This is a genomic window from Pseudomonas sp. NFACC25 (assembly GCF_900100935.1).
GTDB lineage: Bacteria > Pseudomonadota > Gammaproteobacteria > Pseudomonadales > Pseudomonadaceae > Aquipseudomonas > Aquipseudomonas marginalis.
In genome coordinates this window covers 68,793-90,141 of the sequence record NZ_FMUC01000004.1, presented here as the reverse complement: position 1 = coordinate 90,141, position 21,349 = coordinate 68,793, and the positions used below count along the sequence as shown (strand labels likewise).

21 protein-coding genes and 1 pseudogene are annotated in these 21,349 nt (G+C 62.6%); 10 read left to right on the top strand and 12 right to left on the bottom strand.

Annotated elements, in window-relative coordinates; all coding sequences use genetic code 11:
- Positions 1-38: 38 nt before the first annotated feature.
- The 8 genes from BLQ09_RS11400 to BLQ09_RS11365 all read right to left on the bottom strand — a co-directional run bounded on the left by BLQ09_RS11400 (position 39) and on the right by BLQ09_RS11365 (position 6,535).
- Positions 39-950 (bottom strand): sugar kinase, encoded by a 912-nt coding sequence (locus BLQ09_RS11400; RefSeq protein ID WP_092356747.1) that lies wholly within the window; start codon positions 948-950, stop codon positions 39-41.
- Positions 951-960: 10 nt separating this feature from the next.
- Positions 961-2,169, bottom strand: coding sequence for an amino acid deaminase (locus tag BLQ09_RS11395; RefSeq protein WP_027608628.1), 1,209 nt, complete (start codon positions 2,167-2,169; stop codon positions 961-963).
- Positions 2,170-2,178: 9 nt separating this feature from the next.
- Positions 2,179-2,943 carry an IclR family transcriptional regulator gene (locus BLQ09_RS11390; RefSeq protein WP_027608629.1) on the bottom strand — a complete coding sequence of 255 codons (765 nt, stop codon included), beginning with the start codon at positions 2,941-2,943 and terminating at the stop codon, positions 2,179-2,181.
- Positions 2,944-3,112: 169 nt separating this feature from the next.
- On the bottom strand, positions 3,113-3,502 hold the full coding sequence (locus BLQ09_RS11385) for a RidA family protein (RefSeq protein ID WP_012723821.1): 390 nt from the start codon (positions 3,500-3,502) through the stop codon (positions 3,113-3,115).
- 16 nt (positions 3,503-3,518) lie between these two features.
- Entirely contained in the window at positions 3,519-4,301 is a 783-nt protein-coding gene (locus tag BLQ09_RS11380; protein WP_027608630.1) for an amino acid ABC transporter ATP-binding protein, read from the bottom strand.
- Positions 4,298-4,960 (bottom strand): amino acid ABC transporter permease, encoded by a 663-nt coding sequence (locus tag BLQ09_RS11375; protein WP_092356744.1) that lies wholly within the window; start codon positions 4,958-4,960, stop codon positions 4,298-4,300. Before BLQ09_RS11375 ends, BLQ09_RS11380 begins: the two co-directional genes overlap by 4 nt.
- Before the next feature lie 11 nt (positions 4,961-4,971).
- Positions 4,972-5,634: an amino acid ABC transporter permease gene (locus BLQ09_RS11370; protein WP_027608632.1), complete on the bottom strand. Its 663-nt coding sequence runs from the start codon at positions 5,632-5,634 to the stop codon at positions 4,972-4,974.
- 52 nt (positions 5,635-5,686) lie between these two features.
- Positions 5,687-6,535, bottom strand: a complete 849-nt coding sequence (locus tag BLQ09_RS11365; protein WP_027608633.1) for a transporter substrate-binding domain-containing protein — start codon at positions 6,533-6,535, stop codon at positions 5,687-5,689.
- 332 nt (positions 6,536-6,867) lie between these two features.
- Between BLQ09_RS11365 and BLQ09_RS11360 the strand changes: the two genes are divergently transcribed.
- Both BLQ09_RS11360 and BLQ09_RS11355 read left to right on the top strand, forming a co-directional pair.
- On the top strand, positions 6,868-7,116 hold the full coding sequence (locus BLQ09_RS11360) for a hypothetical protein (RefSeq protein WP_027608634.1): 249 nt from the start codon (positions 6,868-6,870) through the stop codon (positions 7,114-7,116).
- A gap of 75 nt (positions 7,117-7,191) precedes the next feature.
- Positions 7,192-7,482, top strand: a pseudogene (locus tag BLQ09_RS11355) (thioredoxin family protein); the annotation flags it as partial.
- Between the two features lie 19 nt (positions 7,483-7,501).
- Here BLQ09_RS11355 and BLQ09_RS11350 read toward each other — a convergent pair.
- From BLQ09_RS11350 to rpiB, 3 genes are all read right to left on the bottom strand, one after another.
- A complete protein-coding gene (locus BLQ09_RS11350) occupies positions 7,502-9,070 on the bottom strand; it encodes a TerC family protein (RefSeq protein ID WP_027608635.1) in 1,569 nt (522 codons plus the stop codon).
- Between the two features lie 554 nt (positions 9,071-9,624).
- A complete protein-coding gene (locus BLQ09_RS11345) occupies positions 9,625-10,605 on the bottom strand; it encodes a sugar-binding transcriptional regulator (protein WP_027608636.1) in 981 nt (326 codons plus the stop codon).
- Between the two features lie 63 nt (positions 10,606-10,668).
- The gene (rpiB, locus tag BLQ09_RS11340) at positions 10,669-11,130 is read right to left on the bottom strand and encodes a ribose 5-phosphate isomerase B (protein ID WP_016969738.1); all 462 of its coding nucleotides are present in this window, start codon (positions 11,128-11,130) and stop codon (positions 10,669-10,671) included.
- A gap of 283 nt (positions 11,131-11,413) precedes the next feature.
- Here rpiB and BLQ09_RS11335 point away from each other — a divergent pair, with 283 nt between their 5' ends.
- The 7 genes from BLQ09_RS11335 (at position 11,414) to dhaL (ending at position 18,710) form a co-directional block, all read left to right on the top strand.
- Positions 11,414-12,901 (top strand): sugar ABC transporter ATP-binding protein, encoded by a 1,488-nt coding sequence (locus tag BLQ09_RS11335; protein WP_092356741.1) that lies wholly within the window; start codon positions 11,414-11,416, stop codon positions 12,899-12,901.
- Positions 12,898-13,875 carry an ABC transporter permease gene (locus tag BLQ09_RS11330; RefSeq protein ID WP_027608638.1) on the top strand — a complete coding sequence of 326 codons (978 nt, stop codon included), beginning with the start codon at positions 12,898-12,900 and terminating at the stop codon, positions 13,873-13,875. Before BLQ09_RS11335 ends, BLQ09_RS11330 begins: the two co-directional genes overlap by 4 nt.
- A gap of 36 nt (positions 13,876-13,911) precedes the next feature.
- On the top strand, positions 13,912-14,919 hold the full coding sequence (locus tag BLQ09_RS11325; RefSeq protein WP_027608639.1) for a substrate-binding domain-containing protein: 1,008 nt from the start codon (positions 13,912-13,914) through the stop codon (positions 14,917-14,919).
- Between the two features lie 151 nt (positions 14,920-15,070).
- Complete coding sequence (locus BLQ09_RS11320; protein WP_027608640.1) at positions 15,071-15,826, top strand: SDR family oxidoreductase; 756 nt, start codon at positions 15,071-15,073, stop codon at positions 15,824-15,826.
- Positions 15,827-15,853: 27 nt separating this feature from the next.
- On the top strand, positions 15,854-16,969 hold the full coding sequence (locus tag BLQ09_RS11315) for an MDR/zinc-dependent alcohol dehydrogenase-like family protein (protein WP_027608641.1): 1,116 nt from the start codon (positions 15,854-15,856) through the stop codon (positions 16,967-16,969).
- An 88-nt stretch (positions 16,970-17,057) separates the two neighbouring features.
- Positions 17,058-18,059 (top strand): dihydroxyacetone kinase subunit DhaK, encoded by a 1,002-nt coding sequence (locus BLQ09_RS11310; protein WP_027608642.1) that lies wholly within the window; start codon positions 17,058-17,060, stop codon positions 18,057-18,059.
- A 3-nt stretch (positions 18,060-18,062) separates the two neighbouring features.
- Positions 18,063-18,710: a dihydroxyacetone kinase subunit DhaL gene (gene dhaL / locus BLQ09_RS11305; RefSeq protein WP_065927173.1), complete on the top strand. Its 648-nt coding sequence runs from the start codon at positions 18,063-18,065 to the stop codon at positions 18,708-18,710.
- Here dhaL and BLQ09_RS11300 read toward each other — a convergent pair.
- Positions 18,667-19,563 (bottom strand): LysR substrate-binding domain-containing protein, encoded by an 897-nt coding sequence (locus BLQ09_RS11300; protein WP_027608644.1) that lies wholly within the window; start codon positions 19,561-19,563, stop codon positions 18,667-18,669. The genes dhaL and BLQ09_RS11300 overlap by 44 nt on opposite strands.
- A gap of 150 nt (positions 19,564-19,713) precedes the next feature.
- Here BLQ09_RS11300 and BLQ09_RS11295 point away from each other — a divergent pair, with 150 nt between their 5' ends.
- Positions 19,714-21,222 carry an MFS transporter gene (locus BLQ09_RS11295; RefSeq protein ID WP_092356738.1) on the top strand — a complete coding sequence of 503 codons (1,509 nt, stop codon included), beginning with the start codon at positions 19,714-19,716 and terminating at the stop codon, positions 21,220-21,222.
- Positions 21,223-21,349 lie beyond the last annotated feature (127 nt).

The following is a 21,349-nucleotide window of genomic DNA, read 5'->3' as shown; positions in this document are numbered from 1 at the left end:
GGGGGTTTGCTCCCGATCCGCCGCAGGCGGCCATTCACCTACTCCCTGGGGATCAGCGCCCCCGGCACCTGGATAACCCGGCTCGCCAATCGATGCCCGGCCAAAGCAGCCTCCTGGGGCGAACCGCCCTTGAGCCGACTGGCCAGGTACGCCGCACTGAACGAATCCCCCGCCGCCGTGGTGTCCACCACTTTCTCCACCTTCAGCGCCGGCACGGCAAGGCGCTCGCCGTTGCAACGGATCAAACACGCATCCGCACCGCGCTTGAGCACCACTTCCGCAATCGCCGGGTACGCCGCGAACACCTGTTCGCTGTCGGCATAACCAAACAACGCGCGTTCGTCATCCTCGGTCAGCAAGGCGATATCCACCTCGGCCAGTACGCTGCGATAAGCCTCGCGGGCAACGTCCACCGTGGCCCAGAGCCGTGGCCGGTAGTTGTTGTCGAACACCACTGCACCGCCCCGTCGGCGGGTTTCGATCAGGACTTCGAGCAGGCGCTGGCGCCCGACTTCACCCAGCACCGCCAGGGTAATGCCGCTGAAATACACCACGTTGTAGTCCGGCAATGCCGCCAGGATCGGCGCAGCCGCCGGCGTGGTAAAGCAGTCGCGCACGGCCGCTTCGTTGCGCCAGTAGAGGAATTTGCGCTCGCCGTTGGCATCGGTCTGGATGCAGTACAAGCCGGGCAAACGCCCGGGCAGGCGCTGGACCCGCTCCAGGCCCAAGCCTTCTTCGGCCCAGTGCGCACACATGGCGTCGCTGAAGCTGTCATCGCCCAAGGCGGTGACATAGTCCACCGTGCCGATATCCCCCAGCTCACGGCGCAGGTACACCGCCGCGTTCAGGGTGTCGCCGCCGAAGCTCTGTTGCAGGCTGCCGTCGGCGCGGTGTTGCAATTCGATCATGCATTCGCCGATCAGGGCGATGCGGGGGTGGGTGGTGGTCATGGCTTTACACTCAGAAACGGGTTTCCAGGGACTCGATCACCCGCAACTGCTCATCCACCAGGCAGCCGACCTGCCACTTGTCGAAGGTCAGGCAAGGGTGCGAGGTGCCGAAGGAAATGATGTCGCCGATGCGCAGCTCGACACCTGCCGCAACGGTCATGAAGGCGTGCTGGTCCATCACGGCGGTGACGGTGCAGGCGCTCACATCATCGCCTTCCGCCGGCAGGATCCCGGCGCGATAGCGTTTAAGCGGCACCGGTAAACCGGCGTCGTAGGCCACGTCGCGCTTGCCCAGGGCGATCACCGCAAAGCCCGGCTCAGGCAACGATTGCACATGGGCCCAGACTTCCAGGGCCGGGCGCAGGCCTTCCTGGAGGTCGCCGCGGCGGTCGAGCACGCAGCATTGCGCCTCTTTGTAGATGCCATGGTCGTGGGCCACGTAGCTGCCGGGGCGCAATACGCTGAGGAAACGGCCGGCGGCGTTTTGGGTTTCGAAGGACTCGGCGATCAGGTCGTACCAGGCCGACCCCGATGCCGTGATAATGGGCTTGGGCAGGTCGAAGGCCCCATTGTTTTGCAGGTCCACGGCCAGGCGCACCAGGCTCGCGGCGAAGTCGCGGATGCCATTGATGGCGTGCTCGCCGTGGATCACCCCTTCGTAGCCTTCGATACCGGTGAGGGCCAGGGCCGGCTGGGCCTTGATCGCCTTGGCCAGGTCGCGCACTTCCTGCTCGCTGCGGCAACCGCAACGGCCGCCGACCACGCCGTATTCGATCATCACGTTCAGGCGCAGGCCACGGGCGGCGAAGAACAGGCCCAGGTCGGCGACGTTGTCCGGGTGGTCGACCATGCAGTGGAAGTCAAAATCCTTGTCGGCCAGCAGGTCGGCGATCAACGCCATGTTCGGTGCGCCCACCAACTGGTTGGCCATCAGCACCCGGCGCACGCCACCGGCATAGGCGGCGCGGGTCTGCACCGCGTTGGCCAGGGTAATGCCCCAGGCGCCCGCGGCAAGCTGGCGCTGGAACAATGCCGGCATCATGCTGGTCTTGCCGTGGGGCGCCAGTTCCGCGCCGCTGTTGCTGACGAAATCCTGCATCCAGCGAATGTTGTGTTCCAGGGCGTCGCGGTGCAGCACCAGGGCGGGCAGGCTGACGTCACGGACCAGGTGGGCACCGACGGCGGCGGCGCCCTTTTCAACGGCATTGATGGCTGACATGGAAAACTCCTATTCGTTGATGCGACGGGCCAGGTTGTTGGCGCTGTCGATCAACACCCGGCGATAGTCGTTGTAGTTTTTGCTCGCATCGGCCCGAGGGGCGACGATGCACAGCGTCGCAATGCTGACGCCCTGCGCGTCCCGGACCGGGGCGGCAAAGCAGTGGGTAAAGGTGTCGGCCACACTGTCGAAGGAAAAGAACCCATCGAGGGTGGCCTGGCGGATTTGCGCGAGGAAGGTCTCCAGCGGCAGGCGCTGGCCGTCCGGCAGGATAAAGTCGTCGTGGTCGATCAGTTCGATGATCTGCTGGTCGCTCAAGTGCCCCAGCAACAGGCGCCCGGAGGCGGTCCATGGGATCGGCGCGTCTTCACCGATGTCCGAGGAAATGCGGAAATGCCGCTCGCCTTCGCGCATCAGCGCCACCGTGTATTTGCGCCCGTTGAGCAGGCACATCTGCGCGGTTTCGTGGGTTTGGCTGACGATCTCCTGCAAGGCGTGGTCGGCCTCGCGGGTCAGGTCGAAATGACGCAAGTGGGCCTGGCCGAGGAAATACAACTGACGGCCGAGGTAAACGTGACCGTCCTTGCCCACGGTTTCGAGGATACGCCGCTCCAACAAGGAGGCGACCAATTCGTAGACCGTGGATTTGGGGCTGCCGATGCCACTGGCAATATCATTCGGGCGCAGGGGCTGGCCGATTTCCTTGAGAAAATCGAGGATATCGAATGCACGGTCCAGGCCTTTGGCGCGGCGTTTGATGGTGTCTTCGGTCATGGCGATATCGGTCCGGTCGAAGTTGTTGGGTACGACACAATTCTCCTGTGGGAGGGGGCTTGCCCCCGATGAGGGAGTGTCAGCACATGCATTTGTGACTGACTCACCGCCATCGGGGGCAAGCCCCCTCCCACATTGGATTTGCAGTGGGCTTAAGGGTGAGGGCAATTTAGCCCTTTTTCTTGTAGGCCACGCAATCAATCTCGACCTTGCAGTCCACCATCATGTTGGCCTGCACACAGGCGCGCGCCGGCGCGTGTTCCGGGGTGAAGTATTCGCCGAAGACCTTGTTGAAACTCCAGAAGTCCCGCGGGTCTTCCAGCCACACGCCGACCCGCACCACGTCTTTCAACTCGTAGCCGGCTTCTTCGAGGATCGCCACCACGTTGCGCAGGGTCTGCCGGGTTTGCTCGATGATCCCGCCGGTGATGATTTCGCCGTCCACCGCAGGCACTTGGCCCGAGACGTACAGCCAACCGTCCGCTTCCACCGCGCGGGCGAAGGGACGCGGCTGGCCACCGCCGGCCGTACTGCCGGCTCCGTAACGAGTGATGCTCATAAAACGATGCTCCTGATTAAAAACGAATGTTCTTGAGAAATTCCGCCAGGCGCGGCGATTGCGGCCGCTCGAAGATGTCCTTCGACGAGCCCTGCTCTTCAATCCGGCCCTGGTTCATGAAGACGATCTTGTCCGAAACTTCATAGGCAAAGCGCATTTCGTGGGTGACCAGCAACATGGTCATGCCCTCTTCCGCCAGGCCCTTGATCACACTGAGCACCTCGCCCACCAATTCCGGGTCGAGGGCCGAAGTGACTTCGTCGAAGAGCATCAGGCTCGGGTTCATGGCAATGGCACGGGCTATCGCCACACGCTGTTGCTGGCCGCCGGACAGTTGGCCGGGAAAGTGATCGCGGCGCTGCAAAAGTCCTACACGGTCCAACCATTTTTCCGCGAGTGCCACCGCCTCGTCCTTAGGCATTTTCTTAACTTTCAACAGGCCGAGGGTGACGTTCTGCAACGCGCTCAGATGGGGAAACAGGTTGAACTGCTGGAACGCCATGCCGGTCATCGCCCGGTGCTGGGCAATCACGCGTTCGGGGTGACGCACGCGCTTGCCGCCGATGTCGCTGTAGCCGATGGACTCGCCATCCAGGGTGATCTGCCCGCCCTGGAACTCTTCCAGCAGGTTGACGCAACGCAGCAAGGTAGTCTTGCCCGAGCCGCTGGAGCCGATCAACGTCACCACGTTGCCGCGCGCCATGGACAGGTCGACGCCCTTGAGCACTTCGACCTCGCCGTATTGTTTACGCAGGCCGCGGATGTCCAGCAGCGGCTCGGTTGTTTGAGGTTGGTTCATGGCAAGGCCACCCGCTTTTCAATGTAGCGCCCGAATAACTCGATGGCGTAGTTGATGACAAAGAACAGAAACCCGGCGAACAGGTAGAACTCCAGGGTCATGAAGGTACGCGCGATCACTTGTTGGGTACTCAGCAGCAATTCGGCCACGCCGATCACCGAGAGCAAGGTCGAGGCCTTGACGATTTCCGTCGAGGAATTGACCCAGGTCGGCAGGATCTGCCGCAGCGCCTGGGGCAGCAGCACGTAGGCCAGGGACTGCTGGAACGTCAGGCCAATCGCCTTGCCCGCTTCCAGTTGCCCACGGGGAATGGCTTGCAGTGCACCGCGCACGATTTCCGAGACGTGGGAGCCGCAGAACAGCGTGAGCCCGACGGCGCCGGCCTGGAACGCGGTGATTTTCCAGCCAAGCGCCGGCAGCATGTAGAAACACGCCAACACCAGCACAAACACCGGCGTGCCACGGATCAGGTCGACATACAGGCGAAACGGTGCGCGCATCCAGAATTTGCCGTAGGTCAGGATCAACCCGGCGACGATACCGATCAGCGTGCCAAAGACAATCGCCAGCACCGACACCGCGACACTGGCCTGAAACCCCGCCCAGAGCGTATCCCGGGCGATCCACAACTCATGCAGCCAGCTGGGGGACTCGTACATGGACACCCTCCTTAACGACGGATCGCCAGACGCTGCTCCAGGTAACGGAGCAGCATGGCAATGAGGTAACAGGCCGCCACGTAGAGCGCGGTCGTGACCAGCCAGGTTTCAATCACCCGGTAGCTTTCGACGTTGATCTTGCGGGCGTAATAGGTCAGCTCGGGCACTGCGATGGCGGCGGCCAGCGAGGTGTCCTTGAACAGCGAGATAAAGTTGTTCGACAGCGCGGGCAGTACGTTGCGCAGCATCACCGGTACGGTGATATACGCACGAATCCGCCATTCGCCGAGGCCGATGGCCAGTCCGGCTTCGCGCAAGCCCTTGGGAATATTCAACAGCCCGGCGCGGAACACTTCGGTCAGGTAGGCACCGGCGTACAGCGACAGGGTGATGATGAACGACGGGATCTTGTCCAGGCGGATACCCAGGCTGGGCAACGCAAAGTAGATCAACAGGATCAGCACCAGGATCGGCGTATTGCGGATCACCGTCACATACACCGAGGCCAGGATTCGCAACGCACGGTGTCTGGACAGCATGGCAAACGCCATCAACAGGCCGATCACGCAACCGATGGCGATCGACAGCAATGCCAGTTGCAGGCCCAGGCCGAGCCCCGCCAGCAAGGTGTCGAAATCGCGCCACACGGCGGCAAAGTTCAACTGATAGTTCATGGTCAGCAGTACCTGATGGGGGCGCCGTTGGCGGCGCCCCGGTTTTCACGAATCACTTGAACTCGACGGGGAAGCCGATGGCAGGTTCCGGCAGGTCCACACCGAACCACTGCTTGAACGACGCCTTGTAGGTGGGGAATTCCACACCGGTCATGGCTTCATGCAGCGCGGTGTTGACGAAGTTCAGCCAGTCCTGGTCGCCACGCTTGACCGCGCACGCGTAGGTCTGCGGGCTCCAGGCGTAGGCCGGGCTGCGGTAGCGGCCGGGGTTCTGCACCATCAGGTACTTGACCGAGGACTGGTCGGTGGCGGCGGCATCGGCGCGACCGGAGTTCACCGCCTGGTACATCAGGTCGACGCTGTCGTACTGGTCGACCTTGGCCTTGGGCAGCGCCTGGTGCACCAGCTCTTCGGCATACACGTTCTGCAGCACCGCCACGGTGACGCCATCGCCCGCCGCCTGCAGGTCTTCGATTTCCTTGTACTTGCTGTTGTTCGGCAGCAGCAGGCCCACGCCTTCGCGGTAGTACGGCAGCGTGAACGCCACTTGCTGGGCACGGCTGGCGGTGACGGTGATGAACTGGCAGCTCATGTCGACCTTGTCGGTCAGCAGGTTGGGAATGCGTGCGTCGGACGACTGCACCACAAACTCGACCTTGCTCGGGTCGTTGAACAAGCCCTTGGCCACAATGCGGCCGATGTCGATATCAAACCCCTGCAACTTGCCATCCGCTCCCTGGAAGTGCCACGGCGCATTGGTACTGCCTGTACCCACGATCAGGTGCCCACGCTTGAGCACATCATCGAGCTTGCTGTCCGCCGCCTGCACGATGCCTGCGAGGGAAGCCGATGCGGCGAAGAGAAAAACACACGCTTTGAACACGGAAGGTCGGTGATGCATGACAAGCACTCCAGGAATTGTGTATTCCGCTATACCGGAACTTAGTATGTAACAACGGAATAGACAGCAGAAAGTGTGCCACACGCCCTCAAAGAAAAACATGCCTGCAATAAAGGCTTGTTAAATCAGATAGATAAATATTTTGGGGAGACAAGGCGCTACGCCAGCATCTGCAATCTCTTTGCTACTCAGGGCCCCATATGGCAGTGACAGGTCCCGGCGGACGCACTGCAACAGCGTTACCGCGCACCGTTGCAGTGCGCGTGCAGCGTGGAAAAATCCCCACGCTGGACTAGCCTTGGCACATCCCTGCCGACAAGGACCCTGCCCTGATGAAGTCATGTCTTACCCTGGTGGTGCTCACCTTGCTGGCAGCCGGCAACGCGTCGGCCAGCAACGACCGCCGCGACTGCAAGGAAGAACTGCGCAGGCTCAAGGAAGCCTTCGACACCAACTACACCAGCCAGAACCACCACGACTATCGCCGGGCCAAGGCCTCCCGGGACAATGAGGAATACCGCAAGTGCGCAAACCAGGCGCGCAAGGCCCGGGAACGTGTGGAGCGTGAGGCAGACCTGTGAAGGTTGACAGTAGACGGTAACGGTCCCCGGGCTTAGCGTTGGCAAAAACCCTGCAAGGCCCAAAGGGAGATCATCATGGGGATTGCCACTGCGACCATTGCCACTACCGACGACTACCGGCGCGTGCTGAGCAGTTCGCGCCCGGTATTCATGCTGTTCATCTCAGCTCACTGCCCGGCCTGCGGGGTAGCCGGGCCGCTGTTTGAGCAGATTGCCGCCCAGTACCGATCAGTAGTGAGCCTGGTGCTCGATTGCGCGAAAACGCCGAGGCACCCGCAGGTTACAGGCACCCCGACGCTGCTGATCTTCCAGAACGGCACCTTGATGGAAACATTCAAGGGTTTCGGACCCGAGGAGCAGCAAGCGCAGTTTGTGGAGGACACCTTCAAGCGTTATGCACGCCGCAAGGCTGCAATAACACCTGCGTCACCCGCCGCTCCTCTACCGCCGCCACCGTCAGGCGCCAGCCCTCATGCTCCAGGCTATCACCCACCACCGGCAGGCGGTCGAGCAGGCTCATCACCAGGCCGGCCAGGGTCTGGTAATCCTCGGTCGCGACGGCCTTGAAGCCGGTACGCTGACGAATCTGGGTGAGATTCAGGGCGCCATTGGCACGGAAGCCCGCGCCCTCCTCGACAATATCCGGCCCTTCGATCTCACTGGCATCCGGCAACTCACCGGCAATGGATTCAAGAATGTCGGTCATGCTCAATACGCCCATGAAGTCACCGAACTCGTTGATCACGAAGGCGATATGGGTGGATTCCTGGCGCATCTGCTCCAGGGCGTTGAGGATCGAAAAGCTCTCCAGCAGGTTGATCGCCCGGCGTGCGAGGTGCTCCAGGTTCGGCTCATTGCCGGCCAGGTATTCCTTGAGCAATTCCTTCTTGTGCACAAAGCCCAGCGGCTCATCCACCGCGCCATTGCGGATCAACGGCAGGCGCGAATAGGACGAGTGCATCAGCTTCAGGCGAATCGTGTCGGGGTCGTCCGCCAGGTCGATAAAGTCGACGTTGGCCCGCGGCGTCATCAAGCTGCGAATCGGCCGCTCGGCCAGTTGCAGCACACCGCTGATCATTACCCGCTCGCGTCGGTCGAACAGCGGCCCCTGGGCGGCATCCGTCTCGCCCAACAGGTCAGCCACCTCTTCCCCCACCTCCTCCACCGCCAGGCTGCGACCGCCGAGCAAGCGCATCACCGCATGGGCCGTGCGCTCACGCACCGGCAACACGCCTTGGGCCGACTTCTTGCGACGCGCGCGGGCAATCTGGTTGAACACCTCGATCAGGATCGAGAAACCAATCGCCGCGTACAGGTAGCCCTTGGGAATATGGAAACCCAGGCCTTCGGCGGTCAGGGCGAAACCGATCATCATCAGGAAGCCCAGGCACAGCATGATCACCGTCGGGTGGGCGTTGACGAAGCGTGTGAGCGGCTTGCTCGCGACGATCATCAGGCCGATGGAAATGATCACGGCGATCATCATCACCGCCAACTCATCCACCATGCCCACGGCCGTGATCACCGCATCCAGGGAGAACACCGCGTCGAGCACCACGATCTGCGCCACAATCGGCCAGAACATGGCGTATGCCACGTTGCCGGTGCGCTGGGCCACATGGCCTTCCAGGCGCTCATGCAATTCCATGGTGGCCTTGAACAACAGGAACACACCGCCGAACAGCATGATCAGGTCACGGCCGGAGAAGCTCTTGTCGAACACCTCGAACAGCGGCTGGGTCAGGGTCACCAACCAGGAAATACTCGCCAGCAGGCCCAGGCGCATCAGCAACGCCAGGGACAAACCGATCAAGCGCGCACGGTCGCGCTGCTCCGGCGGCAGCTTGTCCGCCAGGATCGCAATAAACACCAGGTTGTCGATGCCCAGCACCAGTTCCAGCACAATCAAGGTCAACAGGCCGAGCCAGGCCGTTGGATCCGCTAACCATTCCATTTATATCAGTCTCTCTACAGGTTTCAGAATGCCGGGCACGGCAAGGCGCGGTCGGTGGACCGGGACACGGCTGGCAGTCGGGATACGGGGTGTTTCAGCGGGAACAGCGGCGGCGGATGTCTTGGGGAAAGACGACTGGGAGGCTCCGAGAGGATGTTCATGCAGGTCCTGAAATAACAAAAGGACTTGAATCCTACAGGCGAAATACAAATTTCCTGCAACGCAAAACTATTACAAAACCTGTCTTCGAGCCCCACACAAAATCATGTGGGAAGGGGCTTGCCCCCGATGAGCATGAGTATCTACACAACTTTTAAGATCTTGCCAAATCTCTGTGGTGAGCGGGCTTGCCCCGCGCTGGGCTGCGAAGCAGCCCCAAAACCAGCCTCTACAGAGTGCCTGATACACCGCGTTCTTCTTTACTGGGGCTGCTTCGCAGCCCAGCGCGGGCGGTGCGACGATTCGACAAGCCCGCTCACCACAACAGCCCTGTCTGCCGGGCGTCCGGCGTTGAGCCAACGTTGTGTAGATACCCACGCCCCGATGAGGGCGTGTCAGGTTTTACGGGTTGCGTCGTCCAGCGCCAGGATGGTGTGGGCATTAGTGACGGTGGTTGCGAGGGTATTGATCACCCCCGACCGCAACGCCCCCAACGTTGCCGCCGCCTTGGTGTTCTCACTGGCAATCGCCACCACGTCCGGGATGCGGAACAACTCCTGCACCGTCAACCCGATCACTCGCCCCTGGATCGCGTTGACTGCCGGCTGGCCGTGGATGTCGATGAAGTCATAGCCCATCATGTCGCCCACGGTGCCGGACAAGCGTGCCTGGGCGATTTCCTGGGGCGAGAACCAGCCCATACGGACCATATTGCTGTTCTCGCTCATGTCGCCGATGCCGATCAGCGCCATGTCAGCCCGCCGCGCACGGTCGAGGGTGGAGCGCACCGTGTCATTGTTGATCAACACCCCGCGCAACTCCGGGTTGGCCACCAGGGCCGGGGCGTACAGGCTTTCACTCTCGCCGCCAAAGCGCAGGGCCAGGCGCCGGCAGATGTGATCGGGGTTCATGTATTCGCCGGCCTTGAGCGAACCGCCAATGGCGCAGACAAATGTGCAGTTGCGCGTCACCGGCAGGAACACGTTATCGGCCACGGCGCCGACGTTGCGACCCATGCCCACGGCGACGATCATGCCGTCGCTCAAGGTCTTGTTCAGGTAGTTGGCCACCAGGCTGGCGACGGCCGAGCGTTGGGTATCGGGGTCGCTGTGGTCCACCGCGATCAACGCGCGATCCAGCTTGAAGCGCGCCACCAAGGCCTGTTCCAGCTCGTTGTTCATCGCCGGATGCTGCAAGACGCGCACCTCGACAATGCCCTCATCCCGCGCGCGCTTGAGCAATCGGCTGACTTTTGCCCGGGACAGGTCGAAGCGCTTGGCGATGGCTTCCTGAGTGACGTTCTCGAGGTAATAGAGCATCGCCACTTCGGTCATCTGATCAATATCGCTGGCCATGCGCTGGGTACTGTCACTCATGGGGACGGGCTTCCGTTTCGGCGTCAAAGGCGCATTCTCCCGACTCTTGCCCTGCTACGTCCACTATTGATGCCCATCGCGCTCAATCGCATTGATGCGCTCGACCTTGGCCCCGGAACGGGCCGCCTCGAACTCCGACTCCAGGAACGACTTGACGATGCTTTTCGCCAGTTCGGCGCCGATCACCCGCGCGCCGATCGACAGGATCTGCGCATCGTTGCTCTTGCGCGCCCGCTCTGCCGAGTACGTGTCATGGGCCTGGGCCGCACGAATCCCGAGCACCTTGTTGGCCGAGATCGCCATGCCGATCCCCGTGCCGCACACCAGCACGCCCAGGCGCTGCTGCCCGGCGTTGATGGCGGTGGCCACGGCCAGGGCGATGTCCGGGTACAACACCGGCGCGGTGGAATGGGTGCCGAAGTCGGTCACCGGATAGCCCAGCGCCTCGATATGGCGCTTTAACAGCTCCTTGAGCTCAAAACCCGCTTCATCGCATCCGATAGCCACCGGGAAAGGTGTGTTCATGGTGTCTGGCTCCGCTGCCGTGAGGGTGCTTACGACTGATCAATTGATCACTCAATGAAATTTCTATCATTCATTTCGCAGGCGTTACCCCTCTTCTGTCAAGCGGGATTTAACTGACCTGCCAGTCAAAGCGCTCTAAAAAAGGGTAATTGGCGAAAAAGATCAGAATCGCAGCATTTACATGAAAGAGATTGACTGATCAGAATTTCATTTGATACACATATGATCACAGCGAAACATGACTGTGCGACCTAATAAGAATTCACAGCACGAGGACACGCCGATGGCCACGCCATTACTGCTCCAGGCTGAACACGTCGCCAAGGCTTACGCCGGGATCCCTGCCCTGCGTGACGGGCGCCTCTCTCTGCGGGCCGGCAGCGTCCACGCCCTGTGCGGCGGCAATGGCGCAGGCAAGTCGACTTTCCTGAGCATCCTGATGGGCATCACCCCGCGCGATGCCGGCAGCATTCTGCTCAACGGCACCGCCGTACAGTTCAATCGCCCCAGCGAAGCCCTCGCGGCGGGGATCGCGATGATCACCCAGGAACTGGAACCGATCCCCTACATGACCGTCGCCGAAAACATCTGGCTGGGCCGCGAACCGCGCCGCGCCGGCTGCATCGTCGACAACAAGGCCTTGAACCGCCGCACCCGCGAGCTGCTGGAAAGCCTGGAATTCGAGGTGGACGCCAGCAGCCCCATGCACCGACTGAGCGTGGCGCAGATCCAGCTGGTGGAAATCGCCAAGGCGTTCAGCCATGACTGCCAGGTGATGATCATGGACGAGCCAACGTCGGCCATTGGCGAGCGCGAAGCCGAAACCCTGTTCAAGGCGATTCGCCGCCTCACCGCGCGGGGCGCCGGCATCGTCTATGTATCGCACCGCTTGAGCGAACTGGCGCAGATCGCTGATGACTACAGCATCTTCCGCGACGGCGCCTTTGTGGAAAGCGGACGCATGGCCGATATCGACCGCGACCACCTGGTGCGCGGCATCGTTGGCCAGGAACTGACCCGCATCGACCACAAGGTCGGCCGCGAATGCGCCGCCGACACCTGCCTGCAAATCGACAACCTCAGCCGCGCCGGCGAGTTCCACGACATCAGCCTGCAACTGCGCCAGGGTGAAATCCTCGGCATCTACGGCCTGATGGGCTCGGGGCGCAGTGAATTCCTCAACTGCATCTATGGCCTGACCGTGGCCGACTCCGGCAGCGTCACTCTGCAAGGCAAGCCCATGCCCGTCGGCCTGCCCAAGGCGACCATCAATGCCGGCATGTCGCTGGTCACCGAAGACCGCAAGGACAGCGGCCTGGTGCTGACCGGCAGCATTCTTTCCAACATTGCGCTGTCGGCCTACAAGCGCCTGTCGAGCTGGTCGCTGATCAACGCACGCAAGGAAACCCAACTGGCCCAGGACATGGTCAAGCGCCTGCAGATCAAAACCACCTCACTGGAACTGCCGGTGGCGTCCATGAGCGGCGGCAACCAACAGAAAGTGGTGCTTGCCAAATGCCTGTCGACCGAACCGGTGTGCCTGCTGTGCGATGAGCCGACCCGGGGTATCGATGAGGGCGCCAAGCAGGAGATCTACCACCTGCTGGATCAATTCGTGCGCGCCGGTGGCGCCGCCATCGTGGTGTCGTCGGAAGCCCCGGAACTGTTGCACCTGAGTGACCGCATCGCCGTCTTCAAGGGCGGTCGCCTGGTGACCATCAGCACCGACACCGCCCTTTCCCAGGAAGCCCTGTTGAGTCTTGCCTCATGAATGCCAAAACCATTGCCGCCCCTATCACCACCGCACCGCGCAACCGCCTGCGCCTGTCCCTCGACCGCTTCGGCCTGCCGCTGGTGTTTATCCTGCTGTGCGTGGTGATGGCGTTTTCCAGCGAGTACTTCATGACCTGGCGCAACTGGATGGACATCCTGCGCCAGACCTCCATCAACGGCATCCTCGCGGTGGGCATGACCTACGTGATCCTGACCAAGGGCATCGACCTCTCCGTCGGCTCGATCCTGGCCTTTGCCGGATTGTGCAGCGCCATGGTCGCGACCCAGGGCTACGGGCTGCTGGCGGCGGTGAGCGCGGGGATGTTTGCCGGGGCGATGCTCGGCGTGGTCAACGGCTTTATGGTCGCCAACCTGTCGATCCCACCGTTCGTGGCCACCCTCGGCATGCTCAGCATTGCCCGTGGCATGACCTTCATCCTCAACGACGGCAGCCCGATCACCGACCTGCCCGACGCCTACCTGGCCCTGGGCATCGGCAAGATCGGCCCGATTGGCGTGCCGATCATCATCTTTGCGGTGGTCGCGCTGATCTTCTGGATGGTGCTGCGCTACACCACCTACGGCCGCTACGTGTACGCGGTGGGCGGCAATGAAAAAAGCGCGCGCACCTCCGGGATCGGCGTGCGCAAGGTGATGTTTTCGGTGTACGTGGTGTCCGGCCTGCTCGCCGGGTTGGCCGGCGTGGTGTTGTCGGCACGTACCACCTCCGCCCTGCCCCAGGCCGGGGTTTCCTATGAGCTGGACGCGATAGCCGCCGTGGTGATCGGCGGCACCAGCCTGTCGGGCGGCACCGGCAGCATTGTCGGCACGCTGTTCGGCGCGTTGTTGATCGGCGTGATCAACAACGGCCTGAACCTGCTCGGCGTGTCCTCCTATTACCAGCAGGTCGCCAAGGGCCTGATCATCGTGTTTGCAGTACTGATCGACGTGTGGCGCAAGAAAAAACGCTAGAGAACGACCACTACAACAATAACCGGAGTTCCCCCCATGAAACTTGGTACCACCCTGGCCGCCGCGGCGGCTCTCTCCCTGCTCGCCGGCAGTATCGCAATGGCCGCCGATGGCAAGACCTACAAGGTCGGCGCGGCCGTCTACGGCCTCAAGGGCCAGTTCATGCAGAACTGGGTCCGCGAGCTCAAGGAGCACCCGGCGGTCAAGGACGGCACCGTGCAGTTGACCGTGTTCGACGGCAACTACGACGCCCTGACCCAGAACAATCAGATCGAAAACATGGTGACCCAGCGCTACGACGCAATCCTGTTCGTGCCGATCGACACCAAGGCCGGCGTCGGCACGGTCAAGCAAGCCATGAGCAACGACGTGGTGGTTATCGCCTCCAACACCAAGGTCGCCGACGCCTCGGTGCCCTACGTCGGCAACGATGATGTGGAAGGTGGCCGCCTGCAGGCCCAGGCCATGGTCGACAAGCTCAACGGCAAGGGCAACGTGGTGATCATCCAGGGCCCGATTGGCCAGTCGGCGCAGATCGACCGCGAGAAAGGCGAGCTGGAAGTGCTGGGCAAGCACCCTGGCATCAAGATCATCGAGAAGAAGACCGCCAACTGGGACCGCGCCCAGGCCCTGGCGCTGACCGAAGACTGGCTGAACGCCCACCCCAAAGGCATCAACGGCGTGATCGCGCAGAACGACGACATGGCCCTCGGTGCCGTGCAGGCCCTCAAATCCCACGGCCTGACCTCCAAGGATGTGCCCGTCACGTCCATCGACGGCATGCCGGACGCGATCCAGGCGGCGAAGAAAGACGAAGTCACCACCTTCCTCCAGGACGCCCAGGCCCAGTCCCAGGGCGCACTGGACGTAGCGTTGCGCGCACTCGCCGGCAAGGACTACAAACCGCAGTCGGTGATCTGGGAGCGCTATGCCAAGGACGTGAAATGGGGCGATGGCACGGCCAAGACCTACATCCTGCCGTGGGTGCCCGTGACTAACGCCAACGCCGATGCACTGTACAAACAGGTCAGTGGCGGTAAGTAGTTATTGGCTTGAAATACAGGCAAGTGTGGGAGGGGGCTTGCTCCCGGTGGCGGTGTACCAGTGATAGATCAGGTGATCTGACCCACCGTCATCGGGGGCAAGCCCCCTCCCACATGAGATCTTCACTGTTTTCGAAAATGGAGTCATGTAAATGTCTGGATTCTGGAACCAAGCCTTCGACCTCAACGGCCGTTGCGCGGTGATCACCGGCGGCGCCGCCGGTATCGGCCTGGCCTGCGCCAGCCTGCTGGTGGAGCGCGGCGCCCGCGTAGCGTTGCTCGACCGCGACCCGGCGGTGGTTGAAGTGGCAGCAAGCCTGGGTGCCGGGCATCTGGGCATTGCCGTCGACCTCAGCCGGATCAACCAGGTGCAACACACCATCGACCAGGTCTTCGCACACTTCCAACGCCTGGACTACCTGATCAACAGCGCCGGCGTGGCCCTGCTGGACAAGGCCGTCGATGTCAGCGAAAGCGCCTGGGACACCACCCTGGACATCAACCTCAAGGCCAGCTTTTTCGTGGCCCAGGCCTGCGCGCGGCACATGCTCGCCCAGGGCAGCGGACGCATCGTCAACCTCGCGTCCCAGGCCGCGGTGATCGGCCTCGACCGCCACGTCGCCTACTGCGCCAGCAAGGCGGCCATCGTCGGCATGACCAAGGTGCTGGCCATGGAATGGGCGCCGCACATCAACGTCAACGCCATCTCCCCCACCATCGTCGAGACCGCGCTGGGCAAGAAGGCCTGGGCCGGTGAAGTCGGCGAACGGGCCAAATTGCAGATCCCGGCGGGCCGCTTTGCCCAGCCGGAGGAAATCGCCGGGCTGGCGTTGTACCTGCTCAGCGATGCCGCGCAGATGATCACCGGCGCCAACCTGGTGATCGACGGCGGCTACAGCATTCAGTAATTCATTTATCTGTCGTGAGGTTTTGTCATGTCCACTGTCACCGAACGCACACCCGAACAACTCTCGCCGGTCATCCCGAAAACCATGCAGGCCGTGGTTTGCCATGGCCCGGAAGACTATCGCCTGGAAACCGTCGACGTGCCCACGCCCGGCCCCGATGAAATCCTCACCAAGGTCGAGTTGTGCGGCATTTGCATGGGCGACATCAAGACCTATCGCGGCGCGCCGTCGTTCTGGGGCGATGCCGAGCAACCGCGCTACGTCAAGCCGCCGATGATCCCCGGCCATGAATTCGTGTGTCGCGTGGTGGCCCTGGGCCCAGGCGCGGAAAAGCGCGGCGTGAAGGTCGGTGACCGGGTGATCTCGGAGCAGATCGTGCCATGCTGGGGCTGCCGCTTCTGCAACCACGGCCAGTACTGGATGTGCCAGAAACACGACCTCTATGGCTTCCAGAACAATGTGCAGGGTGCCATGGCCCAGTACATGATCTTCACCAAGGAAGGCATCATTCACAAAGTGCCGGAATCCATCGCCCCCGACGAAGCGATCCTGATCGAACCCCTGGCCTGCTCACTGCATGCGGCGGAACGCGCCAACGTCGACCATGACGACGTCGTGGTGGTGGCCGGCGCCGGCACCCTGGGCCTGGGCATCATCGGCGCCGTGCGCCTGCGCAACCCGAAAAAACTCATCGTGCTCGACATGAAACCCGAACGCGCCGCCCTCGCCCTGCGCATGGGCGCCGACGAAGTGTGGAACCCGGCCGAAGTGGACGTACTGGCCAACATCCGCGCGATCACCGACGGCTATGGCTGCGACATCTATATCGAGGCCACCGGGCACCACAAGGCGGTGAACCAGGGCCTGGCGATGCTGCGCAAGCTGGGGCGCTTCGTGGAGTTCAGCGTGTTCAACGACGAAGCCACGGTGGACTGGTCGATCATCGGCGACCGCAAGGAGCTGGACATCCTCGGCTCGCACCTGGGGCCGTACATGTACCCGCGGGCCATCGACTTTATCGGCAACCGCAAGATCGATATGCGCGATGTGGTGACCCACAAGTTCGCCCTGGCGGACTTCAAGGAAGCGTTTGCGGTGATGGAACGTGGCGACAAGTCGCTCAAAGTTGTACTAGAGCCCTAAGCACCCGACAGGTCCAAATGTGGGAGGCGGCAAGCCCTCCCCCCCACGGTTGGATAGCGGTGAACCCATAAAAACAGGAACCCGCGTTATGAATCGAGTCATCAACGATCCGGACCACGTGGTCGAGGACATGCTGCGCGGCATCCTGGTCGCGCACCCCGAACTGCGCCAGTACGAAAGCAACCCACGGGTGATCGTCAAGGCCAGGCCTTCCGGGCCAGGGCGTGTCGGCATTGTCACGGGGGGCGGCTCCGGCCATGAGCCGGCCTTTCTCGGCTATGTCGGCCCCGGCCTGGTCGACGCGGTGGCCGTCGGTGAGATTTTCTCCTCGCCCACCGCCAAGAGCTTTTTCGACGCCTTCCGCGCCGCCGACCATGGCGCCGGCGTGGCCTGCCTGTACGGCAACTATGCCGGTGACAATATGAACGTGAAGCTGGCGATGAAAATGGCCGCCAGCAAAGACATGCGCATCCGCACCGTGGTCGCCAACGACGACGTGGCCTCCGCGCCCAAGACCGAGATCGCCAAGCGTCGCGGCGTGGCCGGGGAAATCTTCATGTGGAAGATCGGCGGTGCCGCCGCCGCCCAGCACTACGACCTCGACGGCGTGATTCGCGTCGCGCAGAAAACCGTCGACCACTGCCGCTCGATTGGCATCGGCCTCACGCCCTGCACCATTGCCGCCGTGGGCAAGCCCAACTTCCAGATCCCCGACGGCCAGATGGAACTGGGCATCGGCCATCACGGCGAACCGGGCATTGAGGTCATCCCCATTGAGTCCGCCGCCGCCATGGCCGAGCGCATGCTCGCGCCGATCCTCGCCGACCGCGACTTCAGCCAGGATGACAGCGTGGTGGTGCTGGTCTCCGGTCTTGGCGCCACGCCGGTGATGGAGCTGTATATTTTCTATGCCGAGGTGGAACGCCAACTCAACGCCAAGGGCCTGAAGATTCACCGCTGCTACGTCGGCAACTACTTCACCTCCCTGGAAATGATGGGCGTGACCCTGACCCTGCTCGGCCTCGACGCGGAGCTGAAAACCCTGATCGACCAACCCTGCCGCTCCATCGGCATGACCCAGGCGGACTGAACCATGAGCCAGCATTTTTCCAGCCACCACGGCAGCGCCATCGTCACCGACCTGGTCAGTGTGATCGTGGCCAACCGTGAATACCTCAGCGAAGTCGACGGCGCGATTGGCGACGGCGACCATGGCATCAACATGGCCAAGGGCTTCGCCCATTGCGGGCGCACGATCGAAGGTCGCCAACTGACCCTCGCCGAAGCCCTGGATGAGCTGACCCTGAGCCTGATGGAAGGCATCGGCGGCTCCATGGGGCCGTTGTATGGCAGCCTGTTTATCGGCATGGCCGACGAAGTGCGCGGCCGTGACGACATCGACGCAGCCACCTTCGCCCACCTGTTGCGCGGCGGCCTGACCTCGTTGCAGGACATCACCGAAGCGGGCGTGGGCGACAAGTGCCTGATGGACACATTGATCCCGGCGGTGGAAGCCTTCGAGCGCGCGCACGCCTCGGGGGCGTCCTTCAGTGATGCACTGGAGGCAATGAAAACCGCCGCCTCCCAGGGACGCGACTCCACCAAGGACCTGGTGGCGAAGATCGGCCGCGCCAGTCGCCTGGGCGAGCGCTCACTGGGCGTGCTGGATGCAGGGGCGGTGTCGTGCTGCCTGATCCTTACGCGCCTGGCGGATTCGGTGCAGCCGCGCCTGAGTGCTTGACCTGCTGGATATACCGCGCCACCGCCGGCGCTTTCTCGAAGCGCCGGTGAATCAGCGACAGCCACGAGGACGCGTCGCAGCCCTGAATGCTGCGATACACCACGCCCGGCAACTGCACATGCCCGACCATTGACGCGGGCACCACCGCCACGCCCTGCCCCATCGACACCAGCGCCACCACCGCGACCAACCCGCCCGGCTGTGGCCCCAGGCGCGGGGCATAACCGCCTTGCGCGGCGACATGCAGGGTGCCGCTGATTTGCTCCGGCAGGATAAATGTCTCGTTTTGCAGGTGTTCGCAGCCAATGGCCGCGAGCCCCAGCAGCCAGGAATCCTGGGGCAGCGCCAGGACAAAACCTTCGCCGTCCAGACGCACCGCCTCTACTCCCTCGGGCAAGGTCATCGGCGAGCGGATGTAGCCGATGTCATAGCGCCCGTCCGCCACCGCACTCGGCAGCGTGGCCATGGCGCATTCGCGCACCGTCACGCTGACGTCGGGAAATGCCTGGCCGAACGCACGCATCTGCCGCTGCAACAGCCCGGCGTACAGCGCCGAAGCCACGTAACCCAATTCGATATGGCCGATCTCGCCACGCCCGGCACGCTGGGCATGGTGCTGGGCGAATTCAAACTGGCGCACGGTGGCTTCGGCCTCGACCAGCAAGGCGGCGCCGGCTTCGGTGAGGCTGACTTCGCGTTGCCGGCGGATAAACAAGCGCGTGCCCAGGCTGGTTTCCATGTCCTGGATCTGCCGGCTCAGGGTCGGTGGCGCAATGCCCAATTGCTCGGCGGCACGGGTGAAGTTGCGCTGCCGGGCCACGGCGAGGAAGTAGCGAAAATGGCGGATATCCATAACAGGATTAGCTCAAAGGTAATGAAGTGCTCCACAGCGGCTAACAATACCAGCAGTGGCCAGGGATAAGCTCGAAGCACCTCAACATTGGAGCGCCCTTACGATGCCCACCAACTACATTTGCCCTATTGCCTGTAAGGTAATCAAGCCATGAGTCGGGTCAGCCCGCGCCTGACGTTGCTCACCGCGTCCGGTGTCTGCTCGCTGATCGTGCTCGACACCAATATCGTCGCCGTGACCCTGCCGAGCATCGCTCGCGACCTGGGGGCGAACTTTGCCGATATCGAATGGGTGGTCAGCGCCTACATGCTGGCGTTTGCCGCCTTGCTCCTGCCGGCCGGCAGCCTTGCCGATCGGTTCGGGCGCAAGAAATCCCTGGTCTGGGGCCTGAGTATTTTTATCCTCGCCTCCCTTGGCTGCGGGGCGGCGCCGAGTGCGTTGTGGCTGGATATCGCCCGCGCGGTCAAGGGCGTCGGTGCAGCGTTATTGCTCACGTCAGCCCTGGCCTCCATTGGCCACACCTTCCACGATGAAGTCGAGCGGGCCAAGGCCTGGGCGTTCTGGGGCGCCTGCATGGGCGTGGCGATGACGGCCGCGCCGACCCTGGGCGGCGTGATCACCGAATACCTCGGCTGGCGCTGGATTTTCTACCTCAACCTGCCCGTGGGCCTGGCGCTGATGAGCCTGGTGCTGCACGCGATTCCGGAATCCCGCGATAGCCAATCCGCCCGCCTCGACCCGTGGGGCAGCCTGGCCTTCAGCGCGAGCCTGTTGTGCCTGATCTGGGGCCTGATCGAGGCCAACCGTATCGGCTGGGATAACCCGCTGACCTATGCACGCCTGATCGGCGGTGCGGTGTTGCTGGGTGTATTTGTAGGGGTCGAACGTGTGCAGCAGCGGCCCATGGTGGACCTGCAACTGTTTCACCACCCGCGTTTTATCGGCGCCTTGCTCGGGATGTTTGCCTACGCCGGCTGCGCCCAAGTGATGATGACGCTGCTGCCGTTCTATCTGCAGAACGGCCTGGACTTCTCCGCGATTGCCTCGGGCCTGGGCATGCTGCCGTTCGCCCTGACCATGCTGATCTGCCCCCGGATCGGCGCGCGGCTGGCGGGGCGCTTCGCACCGGCAACGATGATGGCGGCCGGGTTGACCCTGGTGGGCTGCGGCAACCTGCTAAGTGCCTGGGCGGTGAATATCGGCGGTTACCTGCCCTTCGCCCTGGCGATTGCCGTCACCGGTGCCGGTGCGGGTTTGCTCAATGGTGATACGCAAAAAAACATCATGGCCTGCGTGCCACGGGACCGTGCAGGGATGGCGTCGGGCATGAGCACCACCATGCGGTTCAGCGCGATCATGTTGGCGATTGGCGTGTATGGCGCACTGCTGAGCAGCCACAGCGAGCACATATTGCGCGCACGTATCGACACGCAATGGCAGGCGCAGGCGGCGGGGATTGCTTCACGGGTGGTGGCCGGGGACATGCCGGCGGCAATGGGCTTGTTGCCCGAGCCGGCACAGGCGGTGGTGCAACCGCTGGCGCGACAGGCGTTTGTGGGTGGATTCAGTTACGTATTGTGGATGGCGGGGGTGCTGGGATTGCTCGGAGCGCTGGTGGTGGGGAGGCTGATGCGCAAGCCGATACCCACACCGAACTAATGTGGGAGAGGGCTTGCCCTAATACCAGTCAGTTAAGGAGGAACACAGTAACTGCGACGATTCGACAAGCCCGCTCGCCACAACAGCCCTATCTGCCAGGCGTTCAGCGCTGAGCCAACGTTGTGTA

What these genes read in the sequence shown, in the direction of transcription:
- BLQ09_RS11300 (WP_027608644.1), bottom strand. Translation starts at nt 19,563, where the DNA reads ATGGATATCCGCCATTTTCGCTACTTCCTCGCCGTGGCCCGGCAGCGC.
- BLQ09_RS11370 (WP_027608632.1), bottom strand. Translation starts at nt 5,634, where the DNA reads ATGAACTATCAGTTGAACTTTGCCGCCGTGTGGCGCGATTTCGACACC.
- BLQ09_RS11335 (WP_092356741.1), top strand. Translation starts at nt 11,414, where the DNA reads ATGGCCACGCCATTACTGCTCCAGGCTGAACACGTCGCCAAGGCTTAC.
- BLQ09_RS11395 (WP_027608628.1), bottom strand. Translation starts at nt 2,169, where the DNA reads ATGTCAGCCATCAATGCCGTTGAAAAGGGCGCCGCCGCCGTCGGTGCC.
- BLQ09_RS11375 (WP_092356744.1), bottom strand. Translation starts at nt 4,960, where the DNA reads ATGTACGAGTCCCCCAGCTGGCTGCATGAGTTGTGGATCGCCCGGGAT.
- rpiB (WP_016969738.1), bottom strand. Translation starts at nt 11,130, where the DNA reads ATGAACACACCTTTCCCGGTGGCTATCGGATGCGATGAAGCGGGTTTT.
- dhaL (WP_065927173.1), top strand. Translation starts at nt 18,063, where the DNA reads ATGAGCCAGCATTTTTCCAGCCACCACGGCAGCGCCATCGTCACCGAC.
- BLQ09_RS11385 (WP_012723821.1), bottom strand. Translation starts at nt 3,502, where the DNA reads ATGAGCATCACTCGTTACGGAGCCGGCAGTACGGCCGGCGGTGGCCAG.
- BLQ09_RS11320 (WP_027608640.1), top strand. Translation starts at nt 15,071, where the DNA reads ATGTCTGGATTCTGGAACCAAGCCTTCGACCTCAACGGCCGTTGCGCG.
- BLQ09_RS11295 (WP_092356738.1), top strand. Translation starts at nt 19,714, where the DNA reads ATGAGTCGGGTCAGCCCGCGCCTGACGTTGCTCACCGCGTCCGGTGTC.
- BLQ09_RS11315 (WP_027608641.1), top strand. Translation starts at nt 15,854, where the DNA reads ATGTCCACTGTCACCGAACGCACACCCGAACAACTCTCGCCGGTCATC.
- BLQ09_RS11400 (WP_092356747.1), bottom strand. Translation starts at nt 950, where the DNA reads ATGACCACCACCCACCCCCGCATCGCCCTGATCGGCGAATGCATGATC.
- BLQ09_RS11360 (WP_027608634.1), top strand. Translation starts at nt 6,868, where the DNA reads ATGAAGTCATGTCTTACCCTGGTGGTGCTCACCTTGCTGGCAGCCGGC.
- BLQ09_RS11345 (WP_027608636.1), bottom strand. Translation starts at nt 10,605, where the DNA reads ATGAGTGACAGTACCCAGCGCATGGCCAGCGATATTGATCAGATGACC.
- BLQ09_RS11380 (WP_027608630.1), bottom strand. Translation starts at nt 4,301, where the DNA reads ATGAACCAACCTCAAACAACCGAGCCGCTGCTGGACATCCGCGGCCTG.
- BLQ09_RS11365 (WP_027608633.1), bottom strand. Translation starts at nt 6,535, where the DNA reads ATGCATCACCGACCTTCCGTGTTCAAAGCGTGTGTTTTTCTCTTCGCC.
- BLQ09_RS11350 (WP_027608635.1), bottom strand. Translation starts at nt 9,070, where the DNA reads ATGGAATGGTTAGCGGATCCAACGGCCTGGCTCGGCCTGTTGACCTTG.
- BLQ09_RS11325 (WP_027608639.1), top strand. Translation starts at nt 13,912, where the DNA reads ATGAAACTTGGTACCACCCTGGCCGCCGCGGCGGCTCTCTCCCTGCTC.
- BLQ09_RS11310 (WP_027608642.1), top strand. Translation starts at nt 17,058, where the DNA reads ATGAATCGAGTCATCAACGATCCGGACCACGTGGTCGAGGACATGCTG.
- BLQ09_RS11390 (WP_027608629.1), bottom strand. Translation starts at nt 2,943, where the DNA reads ATGACCGAAGACACCATCAAACGCCGCGCCAAAGGCCTGGACCGTGCA.
- BLQ09_RS11330 (WP_027608638.1), top strand. Translation starts at nt 12,898, where the DNA reads ATGAATGCCAAAACCATTGCCGCCCCTATCACCACCGCACCGCGCAAC.